Genomic DNA, 11,991 nt, shown 5'->3' with positions numbered 1-11,991 from the left:
ATTTACAGGTGATGCCGGGCCAACCACCGTTCGAGCAAGGCGATTTGCCACAGCTTGGATCCATTGAGCGGCGTCAGGTGGGCTTCCGGATCCGCCAGCAACTCTTCCACGTAGTCTGTATTGAACAATTGCCGCTCCCGGGCGGCCTGGCTGGTCACCGTCTCGCGCACCAGGTCCAGATAATCGCCTTGCAGGTATTTCAACGCCGGCACCGGGAAATAGCCCTTGGGTCGATCGATCACATCGGCGGGAATCAGCTTGCGGGCCACCTCCTTGAGGATGTATTTGCCGCCTTGCCGCACCTTCAACTCCGGCGGAATGCGGGCCGCCAGTTCTACCAGTTCGTGGTCCAGAAACGGAACGCGCGCCTCCAGGCCCCAGGCCATGGTCATGTTGTCCACCCGCTTGACCGGATCGTCTACCAGCATGATGGTGGTGTCGAGCTTGAGGGCCCGGTCGATGGCCGCCATGCCCGACCGGGTGCCGAACATGTCGGCCACGAATGCACGGCTCCAGTCCCGATCGACCCAATCGGACTGTACTGCCCTCCGGTACTCGGCGAAATCCCGATCCAGGAAAACCTTCGCATAGTCCGCCGCCGGATCCGTGCTCGCCATCAGGGGGGGATACCAATGATACCCGGCAAACACCTCGTCCGCCCCCTGGCCGCTCTGGACGACCTTGACATGCTTGGCCACCTCGCGGCTCAACAGATAAAAGCCGATGCAATCATGACTCACCATGGGCTCGCTCATGGCGTCGATACAGGCGTCCAGGGTACCAAGCAATTCGTCTGAGGCGGCCCGGATCTGATGATGGCGGGTGCCGAAATGGGCGGCGATCAAGTCCGAATAGCGAAACTCGTCGCCCGCCTCTCCACCGACCGACTCGAAACCGATGGAGAAGGTGTTCAATTCGTGCTGTCCGGCCTCGGCCAGCAGGGCGACCAGCAGACTGGAATCCAGCCCGCCGGAAAGCAACAGCCCCACCGGCACATCGGCGGTCAAGCGACGCTCGACCGATTGACGCAACGCCTGCAGCAGCAATGCTTCCCATTCCTCCTGGACATACTTTTCTTCCGATGTGCTTCTGCCAAAAGAGAGTTCCCAATAGACCCGGGTTCGCCGGGAACCGTCGGGCGCCACGGTCAGCGTCGTGGCCGGGGGCAATTTACGCACCCCCTGGACGAGGGTATGGGGCGCGGGCACAACGGCATGAAATGAAAGATAGTAGTTGAGCGCCACGGGATCGATCCGGGTGTCCACCGCCGGTTGGGTCAGCAGGGCGGGCAGGGTCGAAGCAAAACAAAAACGTTTGTGCTTTTCGTTATCGGCAAGGTAGTAAAGCGGTTTGATGCCCAACCGGTCCCGGGCCAGAAAAAGCCTGCCGCTGTCCCGTTCGAGAATGCAGAAGGCGAACATGCCGTTCATGTGCTCGACGCAACCCTCTCCCCAGGCATGATAGGCCTTGAGAATCACCTCCGTATCCCCGTTGGAAAAGAAACGATATCCTTTCTGCGTCAGCTCATCGCGCAACTCCCTGTAGTTGTATATCGCGCCATTGTAGACGATGGAAAGACCCAAGAAGGCGTCCACCATGGGCTGATGCGCCTGTTCCGTAAGATCGATAATCTTGAGACGTCGATGCCCCAAGCCGGTTTGGGCATGGCAATACACACCGGCCGAATCCGGACCCCGCGACGACAAACTGTCGAGCATCGGTTCCAGATCGCCAACAGGTACGCTACCACCATCAAATACTACGATACCGCATATGCCACACATAATTCTTCTTTCCGTTAAAATTCAATTGACGACGTTGTCTGTACACCCACGATTATAGAAGCACTGCAAAAGTCTTTTGATCATGAACTCGACAGGAAGAATATCATGGGAGAAAAACCTCATCCTGCCCATAGTCATACCGACAAAATGCAAAAAATGCAAATTGCCCGGTCCAATGGCGGAAGAAAATCGGGCGAGTGTATGCATGCCTCGAAAGAAGGTGAAGATGATGAAGCAGATATCCGGATCGAGTCCGGATGATGGAAGAACGCTTGATCAATTGCCGGCTTGAAGAAGGAAGCAATACCAGAATCGGCCCTTATCCGGCCTGCCCCGCGACGGCCTGGACGAAGGCGAACACCCTGGCCGGATCTTTTCGGCCGACCGGGTTCTCGACGCCGCTGATCACGTCCACACCATACGGCTGCACGGCGGCGACGGCCCGGCCGACATTGCCGGCATTCAGACCACCGGCCAGGATGAGCGGCAGCCGCACATGATCGCGGATCCGGCGGGCCAGGCCCCAATCGACGCTTCGCCCGGTACCCGCCGGACGGGTGTCGCTGACCGAATCGAGGATCAGGGCATCGACCCCGGTGTTTTCGATCCGACGGGCGGCTTCCAGGGGATCGGTGCATGCATCCCGGCACTCACCGGTCTCCGTGGAAAAACGCAGGGGCTTAAGGGCTTGGGCACCGAGCTGGTGGATTTCGGCCACCAGGGCAGCGGTCTCGGCGATGGGCTCGTTGCCGTGCAGCTGGACGGCATGGGGCCGTAATTGCTCGGTCAGCCCGATGACCGTGTCGGTATCATCCCCGACGACGATGACGCGAGAAACGAAGGGCGGGGTAACCCGCATCAGGGCCGCAGCGGACCGCCGATTCAGATTCCAGGGCACGTCCACCGGGTATTCCACCACAAAGCCCAAGGCCGCAGCACCCGCGGCCACACACAGGTGAACGTCCGTTTCGGTGGAGATACCGCAGATCTTGATGCGGGTCATGGCGGCCACCCCACTGCGATCAAATGGTCGAGAAAGGCGCCGGTATCGTCAGCCTTCAGAACCGCCGTGCCCACCAGGACGGCATCGGCACCGCCCCTGCCGGCGCGGCGCACATCTGCGGCGCAGCCTATCGCGCTTTCACTGATCAGGATGCGCTCTCCCCGACAGTGTTTGGCCAGGGCCTCGGTACGAGTCACGTCGCTGTCGTCCACCTCGAAAATGGTGATGTCACGGTTGTTGATGCCCATGAGGTCGAAGGGCAGGTGTGCGATCCGCTCGACTTCGACCAATGTGTGGGCTTCCACGAGACTCTCCAGGCCGCAACGCCTGGCGGCCTCGATCAACCGCACCAACTGGGCATCTTCAAGCATGGCGGCAATCAGCAGAAGAGCAGAAGCGCCGCACTCGGCCGAGGCTTCGACCTGCTGTTCGGTGGCAATGAAATCCTTGTGCAGGACCGGCAGGGATACCGCGGCGGCCACGCTGCGCAGCAGGTCCATGGTTCCGCCGAAATGATTTGGTTCCGTGACCACGCTGATGCCGGCCACCGGATGGCGGGCCATTTGGCAGGCGAATGTCCCGGGATCGCGTCCCCTCAGCAGGTCACCTTCCTTGTCCGAGCGTACCTTGACTTCGGAAATCACGGGGAATCGTCCCTCGCGCTGGCGCTGGCGAATGGAGGCGGACAATCTAGGTCGGGTCATGACGGCCATGGCGCGGTACTCATACGATCGAGTGCGATTTTTCCACGAGCTGATCGAGCTTGTGACGCGCAGCGCCCGAATCGAGCAACGAATGGGACAGGTCCATGGCATCGCGGATACCCGATGCCTTGCCGCTGACATACAGGGTGGCGGCGTTATTGAGCACCAGGAAATCGCGGCGCGGTCCGCGGTCGGCCCCATCGAAAATATTGCGGATTACCTGGGCGTTGAAGTCCGGCGGTCCGCCGGCGATATCGGCCAGGGTGCAGCGCTTGAGGCCGAAATCTTCAGGGGTGACCGTATAATATTTGATCTGCTGTCCACGCACTTCGGCGATGGAGGTTTTGCCGATCAGGGAAATTTCATCCAGTCCGTCCATGCCATGGGCGACGATCACGTGGTTGAAATCCATTTCGGCCACCACATTGGCCATCATGTTGACCAGTTCGGGTTTGTAAACGCCGATGGTGTGATTGCGGGCCCGCAGGGGATTGATGAGCGGACCGATCACCGTGAAAAAGATGCTCTTGATGCCGAGCTGGTTTTCGGGACCGAATACCTTGAGCATGACCGGATGAAAATTGGGCGCGTAGATGAAGCTGATGCCGATCTCCTCGATCAAGCGGGCGGCCTGCTGGGGCGTACCGTCGATATTGACACCCAGGGCTTCGAGAACATCCGCGCTGCCCGAGGGTGACGAGATCGAGCGGCTGCCGTGCTTGGCCACCGGAACGCCGGCCGCAGCGGTCAGAATGGCGTTGGCGGTGCTCACGTTGAAGGTGGTCGACCCACCTCCGGTGCCGCAGGTGTCGGTAAGATCCGATGTGAGCGAGACGTGGATCGGAACGCAGTTGTTGCGCATGGCCTGGGCGATGTAAGCCACTTCCTTGATGCTGGGGCCTTTGCTGAGCAAGGCCACCAGGAAACCGGCGATCTGCACATCGGACAGCTGACCGGCGTTGATGGCGTCGATCACGCTGTCGATTTCGTTTTTCTCCAGGTCGAAATTTTCGGTCAGGCGGGCCAGTATCGGCTTGATGGTGCGCCGGCCGCTCTCCAGGCTTTCGGCCCTGTCCTGGTCTGCAGGCGGAACGAGAACGACATCCGGCGCACCTGCATCCAGTTCGTGAAACTTGTAGGTCTTGAAGGCCATCATGGTGCGGGTCTCCAGGACCCCCTCGGTGTTTTGAATCTTTTCGGTGACGATGTCGGAAAGATTTTCGTAGTCGCGCACCTGGATTTTGGCCATGAGGTCATATTCACCGGTGATCGACAGCACCTCCACGACCTCCTGAATAGCGCCGAGTTGATTGGCCAGACGTGGAATTTTGCCCCTTTCCACCTTGAAGAGTACGAGCGCGGTAATCATGAGGGAAGTCTCCTTTCGTTTAGTCGCACCGACGCGTTTCACTCTCTGTTCTCAATGATAAATGACATGCCGACCCAATCAGGTCAAGATGGCCCCCAGTGTTAAGAGCGGTCTTGCCCTTCAAATCTTTCATAAGGATCTCTTATTCATTTTCAATTTGTAAATTGGTATAGAGAGAAAAAGGACCATGACGATTCATGCCAAATGACCCTATATATCCGCGCAACCGCCGATTCATCGCCGCCATGCCCGTCATCGCGGGGGTTTGCCTGTTGATCGGCGTCGCCACGCTGGCCGTCTCCAGCGTTAAAGCGGCTGTCATCTGGTGTCTCATGGCCGGGTTGTGGTGGGCCAACTATATGTTGAGCCGCAAGACCCCCTTTGCCGTGGTCTCCGAGGAGGCCTTGCTCCTGTTTCCCTCGCCGGTGCTGCCCCGCAAGGTGCTTCCGTGGAAACAGATTGTACGGTTGAGACTTCTGGCCGGCTACCGATGCCAAATTTATATGCGTAATGGGCGTCGGGTCGATGTCAGATTGTTCTGGCTGGATGCAGCCCGCCGCGGCCCGTTCGTCCAGACGATCGAGGCGGCCATTGCCCGAAACGTGGCCCATGGCGCGGATCCTGAAGCCTGACGCCATCGGATTTATGTCGGTGTCCGGTTCTATTCGGGTCCGAATCCAAATGCGTCCCGCAACAACGCCAGCGTCCTCTTGTTGACCGCCAGACCGGCCAGTTCGTCGGCCGCCACCCAACGGGCCGCCAACGCATCGTCTCCGGCCCTCAAGTCGCCGCCGCGAAATTCGGCGTTCAGATCGACGATGAGATAGTGAAAACGAACCCGTCCTTCGTCATCGTATTCGACCACATCAAAGGTGTAGACCGGGGTCGAGGCGGCAATCAAGATACCGGTCTCTTCGAGCACCTCCCGCTCCGCGGCGGCCTGCAGACTCTCCCCCAGTTTGACGCTGCCGCCCGGGATGGCCCACTCACCTGAAGCCGGCGGCCGGCCGCGCTGGATCAGCAGCACCCGGTGGTCATTGAACACCACGGCGCCCACGGCCAAGCGGGGCGCATCGGGATATTCAGCGGAGGAAAGGTCTTCCACATCCAATCGACACGATTCCTTCACTTTTAACTTGACGTCACCGTAAAAAGCCCAATATCTGCGTTGTGCTCATCCCGTCGTCCTTGCGGCGTACGACAAGTACGCCTCAGGACACGGAATTTCGCACGCCTTGATCTTGAACTTTTTACGGCGCCGTCCGACAGCGACTGTTTACATGGGCATCAAACTTCACACTTTAAACTTTTCACTTACGGCGAAGCCGTCAATCACATGGGCCAGAAGCGATTGTCTTCCCAGATCTCCGCCTTGATCTCGCGGTCCATCCGGGCCAGGAAATTCAGGTGGCCGTGCTCCCATTCGGCCAACCAGCGATAGAGCGCCTTCTCATTGGGATCCGATGCGTTTCGCGCGCGGTCGGCGTATAGCGAAATCGCCTGCTCCTCCATGAGCATGGCGGCCGAAATGGCCGCGGCTTCGAACCCGGCCGCGGCGATCTGGGACTTCAGCGTGTCGTTCAACACCTCATCGGCCACGGCCGTCTTACCCAGCGCGCCGGCATCGACATCGGCGAACTGCTGCCGCTCGGCGAATGACTTGAAGTGTTCTTCCAGAATACGCATGTGACCCAGTTCTTCATCGGCCATGGTCTTGAAAAACGTCCGGACCGCCTCGCTCCGGGTCTGTGCGGCCACCTGGGTGTAAAAGGCGTGCCCTCGTCGCTCGAGCAGCAGGGCCTCTTTTAAGATCTCCAATGGAAGTTGCGTGGGCATCTCTCTCTCCTTTAAAAAACCTGTTTGGGGCGTATGCCTTTCTCCCTGTAAAAGGCCGCCGTCTGTTTAACTTCATCGATGTAGCGTGCCACCTTTGTTAAATCCTTACGGCCGGGGCGCGCCTCCAGGCCCGAACTGGCATCCACCGCGTCGGGCAAAGCCGCATGGATGGCGCGGCCGACATTGTCCGGATCCAGGCCGCCGGCCAGGACGGTGGGATGGGAACGGACGAAATTGGCGGCCGCACCCCACTCCCATACCATGGCATTGCCGCCGGGCAAAGGGCCTTTGCCGCATTCGACCAGATAGGCATCCGCCGCGTAGGCATCCGCCTCGCTCATGTAGGGGGCTTTAGTGGTAAACAGCCCTTTCCAGACCGCGACCCGCAGTTGCGTGCGAACGCGTTGGATCAGGTCAGGGGATTCCCGGCCATGCAGCTGCACGATCCCCAACCGGCAACGCGACACGGCCTCGGCCAGAACATCCCATTCCGGATCGACAAACACCCCTGCGGCCACGACCCGTTTCGGCAAGGCCGCGGCCACCGTCACGGCACGATCCATTTCCAGATTCCGGGGACTGGGCGGGTAAAATACCAGCCCGACGGCGTCGGCTCCCAAACGGGCGCACGCCGCCGCTTCATCGGGATCGGTCAATCCGCAGATCTTGATGTAGGGAAATCTTCTACCGCTCGCATTTGCCGATGTGTTCACCATGCGCTCCTGACTGCTGCTGCCACGCCTCAATCCTTCACTTTCCCGGTAAGGGAACGCAGCATCGCGACCCGGTCCTTGGCCCGTACCAGGCTTTCACCGATCAGGAAATTGAAGATGCCGCCTTCCAGATTGCGCAGGATATCCTCCCGGCCGTGAATGCCGCTGGCCGCCACGGGCACCTCGTTCGGCTGGAGCAGGGCTTTCAGGCCAAGGGCCGTTCGCAGATCGGTGTCGAAATTGGCCAGGTTGCGGTTGTTGATGCCGATCAGCCGACTGCCGGCATCGTGGGCTGCGGCGTAGTCTTCGGCGCTGTGGATCTCCACCAGGGCGTCCATGCCCAGCTCGTGCGTCAGGGCCAGTAACTCTTTGAGTTGGGCGGGAGAAAGGATGCGGGCGATGAGCAGCACCGCATCGGCCCCGGCGGCCCGTGATTCGTAGAGTTGGTAAGGGTCGATGATGAACTCCTTGCGCAGGACCGGCAATCCGACGGCCTCCCTAACCCGGCGAAGGTCTTCCAGGCATCCTTTGAAATAGGGCGCATCGGTCAGTACCGAAACGGCCGCCGCACCGCCGGTTTCATATTGCCGCGCACATTCTACCGCATCCAGATCCACGCAGATATCGCCCTTGGAAGGCGAGGCGCGCTTCACTTCGGCGATGATATTCACGCCGCCCGGTCCGGGGCCGCAAAGACGCCGTTCGAACCCGCGCGATTGCCAGGGTCGATCATCGATCATGGACCGCAACCCATGTTCAGGTACGTTGTTCGCCGCGGCGGCCACCTCCGCTTTTTTGTCGGCCACGATGCGATCCAGTAGGGTCATCTTGCCTGTCTCCTTGCCGCCAAGGCTTCCGACGCCGTCATCCATTGACGGCGCCTCAAAAAGGCCCAAAAGCGTCATGCCGGAGTTGATCCGACATCCAGTAGCTATTGAAAATACTGGATCCCGGCTTCCGCCCGGATGACGGAAAAACCTGATTCCGGACTTTTGAGGATTTCATCATCCATTGGTTTGCGTATAGTCGACCAGGCCCTGCAGCTTGTCGAGGGCCTTGCCCGAATCGATGGATTCGGCCGCCATCTGGATGCCGCTTTTGAAGTCGGCCGCCTTGTCCACCACCATCAGGGCCGCCGCGCTGTTGACCAGCACCACGTCGCGTTTGGCACCCCGCTCTTTGCCGGAGAGAATGTCCTTCAGGATTCGGGCGTTGTGTTCAGGATCACCGCCGACCATGTCCGTGCTCGCGGCCAGGCGGCCGAAGTACAGCTCAGGCTGGATGTCATAGGTTCGGATCATGCCGTCGCGCAGTTCGCTGACGCGCGTGGGCGCGCAGACGCTGATCTCGTCGAGGCCGTCGTGCCCGTGCACCACCATGGCGCAGTGGGCCCCCAGCAGCTTGAGGGCCTGGGCGAACATTTCTGTCAGTTGGGGCGCATACACGCCCAGCAGCTGACAGTTGGCCGATGCCGGGTTGGTCAACGGACCGAGCATGTTGAAGATGGAGCGCACGCCGAGCTCCTTGCGCGGCTTGGCCGCGTATTTCATGGCGCTGTGGTACAGGGGCGCGAACAAAAAGCCGATGCCCACACCGGCGATCGCCTCCTCCACGATCTCGGGCGGCGTGTCGAGTTTGACGCCCAGTTCTTCCAGTACATCGGCGCTGCCGCACTTGCTGGAAACCGCGCGGTTGCCGTGTTTGGCCACCGTCACCCCGCAGCCGGCCACCACAAATGCCGTGGTGGTGGAGATGTTGAAACTTTGGGCACCGTCGCCGCCGGTGCCGACGGGATCCACCACCCTGGACCCGACCACATGGATGCGGCGGGCGTTCTGGCGCATGGCCCGGGCCGCGCCGGCCAGCTCCTCGAAGGTTTCGCCCTTGGTGGCCAGGGCCGCCATCATGGCCCCGATCTGGGCCTCGGTGGCCTGGCCGGTGAGCACGGTGTTCATCATGTCGGCCATCTGGGTTTCGGTCAGGTTCTGGCGCCGGATGATCTGGCTTAGATAGTCTTTGAACATTCTGGTCTCCTCTCTATCCGATCATTTTCACAAAATTCCGTAACAGCCGCTTCCCGATGGTGGTCATGATCGACTCGGGATGGAACTGGATCCCCTCGGTGGTGTGATCCGTGTGCCGCAGTCCCATGATTTCGCCGTCTTCGGACTCGGCGGTGATCTTCAGGCAGGCCGGCAGACTTTCCCGTTCCACGGCCAGGGAGTGGTAACGCATGGCCTGGAACGGCTTGGCCACCCCCTTGAAAATCCCCTCCCCGTCGCAGGTCACGGTGGATGTCTTGCCGTGCATCAGTCTCCGGGCGCCGATGATGGTGCCGCCGAAAGCGGCGGCGATGGACTGGTGCCCCAGGCAGACCCCCAGCACCGGGATGCGGCCAGAAAAGTGTTGGATGGCATCCAGGGACACGCCCGCATCGGCCGGGCCGCCCGGGCCGGGGGAGATGACGAGGGCCGCCGGTGCCAGCGCCTCGATATCGGTGACCCCCATGGCATCGTTGCGGATCACCTGCACCGGTGTGCCGATCTCTTCCAGGTACTGCACCAGATTATAGGTAAAGGAATCGTAATTATCGATCATGAGGATCATTGTCGAATCTCCTTGTCAAGGGCGATTTGGGCCATGGCCAGCGCCTTCTGCACGGCCATGGCCTTGTTGACCGTCTCCTGACGCTCACGTTCGGGATCCGAGTCGGCCACGATGCCGGCCCCGGCCCGAACGGTCATCTGATCGTCCTGCACGCAGGCCGTGCGGATGGTGATGGCCATGTCCATGTTCCCGCTGAACGAGATGTATCCCACGGCACCGCCATAGGTCCCGCGCGCCACCTGCTCCATCTCGGCGATGATCTGCATGGCCCGCACCTTGGGGGCGCCGCTCAGGGTGCCGGCCGGAAACGAGGCGCGCAGCAGGTCCCACACGTCGCAATCCGGCTTCAGCTCGCTGATGATGTTGGAGACCAGATGCATCACGTGCGAATAGCGCTCAACGACCATCAGGTCGGTGACCTGCACCGTGCCGGTGCGCGCCACGCGTCCCAGGTCGTTGCGGCCCAGATCCACCAGCATCAGATGCTCGGCGCGCTCCTTTTCGTCCTGGAGCAGTTCGTCGGCCAGGGCGCGGTCCTCCTGCTCCGTGGCCCCGCGCGGGCGGGTGCCGGCAATGGGCCGCAGGGTGGCCACGCGGTTCTCCAGGCGCACCATGGTTTCGGGAGACGAACCGGCCAGCACCGTTTGCCCCAGGTGCATGAAAAAGAGATAGGGAGAAGGATTGATATAGCGTTGGGCCCGGTAGAGCGCCAGCATGTCGTGGGGCGCCGGGCAGGTGAACGGCTGGGAAAGGACCGCCTGGATAATTTCACCCTGCCGGATGTAGGCCTTTACGCGCTCGACCTGCTCCCGAAAAACCGCTTCCGCCAGGACCGGCTGCAACCGGAGCTCGAACGGCGACATATTCATGGGTTCAGCCGTCAGCGGCATGTTGATCGCGCGCAACAGCTGGTTGAGCCGATTGGCCGCCGCGGCATAGGCATGGCCGGCCGCCTCGGGCCTGTCGATAAAACAGATCGATAAACACAACAAGGTGTTGCGGATGTTATCAAACACCAGCAGTTCTTCGGGTATCATGAAATGGGCCATGGCCTGGTCCTCGGCCAGCAGATTGGGCACCCGCGTCTCGAAAAACGAAACCATTTCATAGCTCAAATAGCCGACCAGCCCGCCCCAGAAACGGGGCAGCCCGGTCATTTCGGCCGGATGATAGCGGGCCATCAAGGTCTTGAGCACGGCCAACGGATCACCATGATGGGCGATACGCTCGGTGCCGCCGCGGGTGCCGACTTCGACGCGGTCTCGGTAGACGCGCACATCGGCATGGGCCGACGTGCCGATGAAGCTGTAACGCCCCCATTTTTCACCGCCCTCCACGCTCTCGAACAAAAAAATCGCCCCCTGCTTGCGGTAGAGCTTGGCCAACAGCGATACCGGTGTCTCCATGTCGGCCAGGATCTCCACGCCCACGGGGATCACGTTGTGCCTTTGAGCCAGTTCCTGGAACTGTTTCTGGTCCGGAAATTTGCGTAGCAGCATGGCGCCTCCTTCATGTTTCATAAAAAAAGGTCGCTGTGACCTCTTCGGCCCGCGACCCTTTTCAGTACAAAAAAAGGACCGTGAGCTCGAGTCGGCCCACGGTCCTTGTAACTGCCGGTATATGGTTTCAGTCGGTCGGCAGGGCACCGCAGGCACACAGGCACCAGCGCCACCACCATCCTCTGATGTTCACTGCTTCTTGTTGTCTCGATGGTATGGAAATCATCTGTGGATTCATGTCGGCTAAATAGAGAGGAAACCGCCAGGGTGTCAAGCGTTTTTTAGCAGGGCAGCGATTCTATCCGAACACTATTCATTAAACCCGGCGTGTGTGGAACAGGTGGCCGATGCCACACGCCAAGCGGTTAAGAGCCAGTAAAATGCACGGCGGCCGGCCCAGAAACTCGCTGCGCTCAAACAGTCTGGGCCGCTTGTCCGCCGTTCGCATTCAACTGGCTCTGAGACCGCAGGCTCAC

General features: G+C 60.4%; 13 protein-coding genes. 2 read left to right on the top strand and 11 right to left on the bottom strand.

All coding sequences use genetic code 11. The annotated features are described in order from the left end of the window. Nucleotides 1–2: 2 nt before the first annotated feature. On the bottom strand, nucleotides 3–1,784 hold the full coding sequence (locus tag DFT_RS02775; protein ID WP_054029701.1) for an N-acetylglutaminylglutamine amidotransferase: 1,782 nt from the start codon (nucleotides 1,782–1,784) through the stop codon (nucleotides 3–5). Nucleotides 1,785–1,889: 105 nt separating this feature from the next. On the opposite strand from DFT_RS02775, the gene DFT_RS26100 reads away from it, so the two are divergent. Beyond that, the gene (locus tag DFT_RS26100; RefSeq protein ID WP_161807064.1) at nucleotides 1,890–2,045 is read left to right on the top strand and encodes a hypothetical protein; all 156 of its coding nucleotides are present in this window, start codon (nucleotides 1,890–1,892) and stop codon (nucleotides 2,043–2,045) included. Nucleotides 2,046–2,103: 58 nt separating this feature from the next. Here DFT_RS26100 and DFT_RS02770 read toward each other — a convergent pair whose 3' ends face one another. The 3 genes from DFT_RS02770 to trpD (DFT_RS02760) are packed head-to-tail and all read right to left on the bottom strand — an operon-like array spanning nucleotide 2,104 to nucleotide 4,860. Beyond that, the gene (locus DFT_RS02770; RefSeq protein WP_054029700.1) at nucleotides 2,104–2,787 is read right to left on the bottom strand and encodes a phosphoribosylanthranilate isomerase; all 684 of its coding nucleotides are present in this window, start codon (nucleotides 2,785–2,787) and stop codon (nucleotides 2,104–2,106) included. Beyond that, on the bottom strand, nucleotides 2,784–3,500 hold the full coding sequence (locus DFT_RS02765) for an indole-3-glycerol-phosphate synthase (protein WP_054029699.1): 717 nt from the start codon (nucleotides 3,498–3,500) through the stop codon (nucleotides 2,784–2,786). Before DFT_RS02765 ends, DFT_RS02770 begins: the two co-directional genes overlap by 4 nt. Before the next feature lie 10 nt (nucleotides 3,501–3,510). Beyond that, complete coding sequence (gene trpD / locus DFT_RS02760) at nucleotides 3,511–4,860, bottom strand: anthranilate phosphoribosyltransferase (protein WP_083453280.1); 1,350 nt, start codon at nucleotides 4,858–4,860, stop codon at nucleotides 3,511–3,513. Nucleotides 4,861–5,057: 197 nt separating this feature from the next. Here trpD (DFT_RS02760) and DFT_RS02755 point away from each other — a divergent pair, with 197 nt between their 5' ends. Next, on the top strand, nucleotides 5,058–5,492 hold the full coding sequence (locus DFT_RS02755) for a hypothetical protein (protein ID WP_054029698.1): 435 nt from the start codon (nucleotides 5,058–5,060) through the stop codon (nucleotides 5,490–5,492). A 29-nt stretch (nucleotides 5,493–5,521) separates the two neighbouring features. Here the strand turns inward: DFT_RS02755 and DFT_RS02750 are convergent, their stop codons facing one another. The 7 genes from DFT_RS02750 to DFT_RS02720 form a co-directional block, all read right to left on the bottom strand. Then, nucleotides 5,522–5,965, bottom strand: coding sequence for an NUDIX hydrolase (locus DFT_RS02750; protein WP_076750362.1), 444 nt, complete (start codon nucleotides 5,963–5,965; stop codon nucleotides 5,522–5,524). A gap of 227 nt (nucleotides 5,966–6,192) precedes the next feature. Then, complete coding sequence (locus tag DFT_RS02745) at nucleotides 6,193–6,696, bottom strand: ferritin-like domain-containing protein (protein WP_054029696.1); 504 nt, start codon at nucleotides 6,694–6,696, stop codon at nucleotides 6,193–6,195. Between the two features lie 11 nt (nucleotides 6,697–6,707). Beyond that, nucleotides 6,708–7,409 (bottom strand): phosphoribosylanthranilate isomerase, encoded by a 702-nt coding sequence (locus tag DFT_RS02740; RefSeq protein WP_235506158.1) that lies wholly within the window; start codon nucleotides 7,407–7,409, stop codon nucleotides 6,708–6,710. Nucleotides 7,410–7,438: 29 nt separating this feature from the next. Further along, the gene (gene trpC, locus DFT_RS02735; RefSeq protein WP_235506157.1) at nucleotides 7,439–8,281 is read right to left on the bottom strand and encodes an indole-3-glycerol phosphate synthase TrpC; all 843 of its coding nucleotides are present in this window, start codon (nucleotides 8,279–8,281) and stop codon (nucleotides 7,439–7,441) included. A gap of 132 nt (nucleotides 8,282–8,413) precedes the next feature. After that, complete coding sequence (gene trpD, locus DFT_RS02730; protein WP_054029694.1) at nucleotides 8,414–9,433, bottom strand: anthranilate phosphoribosyltransferase; 1,020 nt, start codon at nucleotides 9,431–9,433, stop codon at nucleotides 8,414–8,416. 13 nt (nucleotides 9,434–9,446) lie between these two features. Continuing rightward, nucleotides 9,447–10,016 (bottom strand): anthranilate synthase component II, encoded by a 570-nt coding sequence (locus DFT_RS02725; protein WP_054029693.1) that lies wholly within the window; start codon nucleotides 10,014–10,016, stop codon nucleotides 9,447–9,449. Beyond that, nucleotides 10,013–11,515 carry an anthranilate synthase component I family protein gene (locus tag DFT_RS02720; RefSeq protein WP_054029692.1) on the bottom strand — a complete coding sequence of 501 codons (1,503 nt, stop codon included), beginning with the start codon at nucleotides 11,513–11,515 and terminating at the stop codon, nucleotides 10,013–10,015. Before DFT_RS02720 ends, DFT_RS02725 begins: the two co-directional genes overlap by 4 nt. Nucleotides 11,516–11,991: the final 476 nt, after the last annotated feature.

The sequence above is a fragment of the Desulfatitalea tepidiphila genome (assembly GCF_001293685.1).
Lineage (GTDB): Bacteria > Desulfobacterota > Desulfobacteria > Desulfobacterales > Desulfosarcinaceae > Desulfatitalea > Desulfatitalea tepidiphila.
Note: the sequence above shows the minus strand (reverse complement) of the source record. Positions and strands in the feature narration are given on the sequence as shown.